We start from the raw sequence: 2,243 nt of genomic DNA, 5'->3' as shown, positions 1-2,243 counted from the left end.
CTGCCGGCGGTATTCCCTTGCGGGCGCATGTGGTGGGTTTCGGTCTGAGCGAAGGCGAGGTGCGCCAGATCGCCTGCATCGCCGATCAGACCGGCGGGCTGGTTTTGTCCACGCAGTCCGGTGCGGAACTGGCGGATGCCCTGTTGCGCACCGCCGCCGCACCCGCCCTTGAACCGACCGGGCCGGGGACGGCGGCGGTCAATGTGACGATCCGCGCCGATATCGCGGGCCGGCCCGATGTGGTCACCTTTCGCGCCGTGAACGCGGGCACGTCCGAGACGCTGGAACTCGGAACACTCGATTTCACCAAGGACGGTTATCTGGCCGTCGAACTGGCAGAGGGGCGCTGGCTGATCACTGCGGATGCTGGCAATGAAGGCAACGGCGAGGTCGTGGCCGACATCACCGCAGGCGACAACACCACGATCTACGTCCCCTTCCGGGGCCTTCTGCCGACGCTCGACATGCCCGCGCCGTCGGGCGCATTCCGCGCGGGGGTCGACGGCCTGATGCCCTACAGGATCCTGCAAGAGGGTCTGGCCACCGGCGGCGGCGACTTCGTCTTCTCGGTGCTGCCGCTCGATGCCGCTGATACCTATGACCGCCGGATCGATTATGCCACGCAAGACAGTCGTGTCGGCGGCCATGTCGGCGCCTTCCGCACCCCCGCCAACGCGGGCCAATACCTGCTGGTCTTTCACCGCAATGCCCAAATGCCCATCGACGATGTGATGGAACGTTTCGTCATCACGGTCGAACCACGGCCCGAGGTGCGCCTGATCGCGCCGCCTGCGGTCACACCCGCTGCGCGGGTGCCTGTGACGATTGCGGGCGGGATGGGCAATTCCGACCGGATCGAAATCTGGAAGGACGGTGCGCTCTATTCGTGGGACCAGAGCATCTATCTGCAGGATTTCTTCGACAACCGGTATGGACCGGCCAAGTCCCTTTTCGCGCCGGCCGAAGCGGGAAATTACGAGGTGGTCTATGTCTTCTCCGGGCTGGATGGCGAGGCTGCGGTGGCGGCGCGACAGCCGCTGCAGGTGGGCGAGGTGCCTGCGCTTCACGAGGCCGCGCTTGATACGCCCACCGCAGAGACTGCTGAAGGCACCGATTTCGCGGGCCTTGGCGAGGATGTGGTCTATGCCTGTCCTGCGGACAATGGCGTGCCCTGTTTCCTCGACGACCCCGCGACAGGTCTCGTCTTTGCCTTGCCGCCCGGCTGGATCACCGATCAGCCCACGCGCGAGGCGGCGACGGTGGGCGGTCAGCCCGGGCAGGTCCGGATGAGTTTCTTCAGCACCGGCGATCCGGTCCTGACCATCGTGCTGAACCCGCACCAATGGCTCGCGATGAACGGCCCCTGCATCGAGATGCAGCCGGGTCGGCTTTGCCGTTTCGAAAGTGACAGCCCGGATATGGACCGTGCGATCGAGGTCCTCAGCCGCGCGATCCGCGATATGCGCCCACCGGTCGATGCGTCACCGGTGGTCGCGCCCGTGGTGGATGACGGGCATGGCGAAGACGCCGGGGTGGGTCGTGCGTGGTCCGACTACCCTTACCGCTGCCTGCCCGATGACAAGACCCAAGAGATCTGCGAGATGCACGACGCGGCGACGGGCCTGAATTTCATCCTGCCCGAAAACTGGGTGGCCGACGTGATTGCCGGTTCCGATGGCCCGCGCGCGGATTTCTTCGAGGTGACCGGCGATGCCCGTTCCATCCATCTGAACCCGACCGACTGGCCGACACCTGACAGCGGATGCTTTTTCAGCCGCGCGGGTATGCTTTGCACCGATATGGGTCCGATGGATGAAACGCTGCATGACGCGCTGAGGGTCCTGCGGCGCTATCTGCGCACCGGCGACGTGCTGCGCAACTGTGGTCAGGAAACCTGCGCCTATGCGCTGCCATGGATGGGATTTTCCGGCACGCTGCCGAACACATGGGGGGTCGAGATCCCGCGTCCCAATGCAGAGGGTCTGTGGTCGACATGGTATACCAGCTTTACCCCTGATCTGGATCTGCGACTGATCGGGCTGAACCAGCCGGGCGGCGAGGCTTGTATCGAGGCCGCGGCGGGGCTGACGCTCTGCGAATTCACACCCTACATCTCGACCGACGAATTCGCGCTGATCGCAAGCACACTGCGGCTTGCCCCGCCGCCCGCGCCCGGGACCGTTGGGGTCGGCGGCACTCAGGTCGATGGCGAGAGTTTCAACCGCGCCCTTTCCATTCTTTCA

1 protein-coding gene is annotated in these 2,243 nt (G+C 65.2%); it reads left to right on the top strand.

Annotated elements, in window-relative coordinates:
* On the top strand, positions 1-2,243 hold a 2,243-nt coding region (locus V7N12_RS09475), incomplete at both ends, for a hypothetical protein (protein WP_333714266.1).

The sequence above is a fragment of the Yoonia sp. genome (assembly GCF_036770585.1).
Taxonomy (GTDB): domain Bacteria; phylum Pseudomonadota; class Alphaproteobacteria; order Rhodobacterales; family Rhodobacteraceae; genus Yoonia.
The sequence above is the reverse complement of the archived record's forward strand: the minus strand, read 5'-3'. Positions and strand labels throughout refer to the sequence as shown.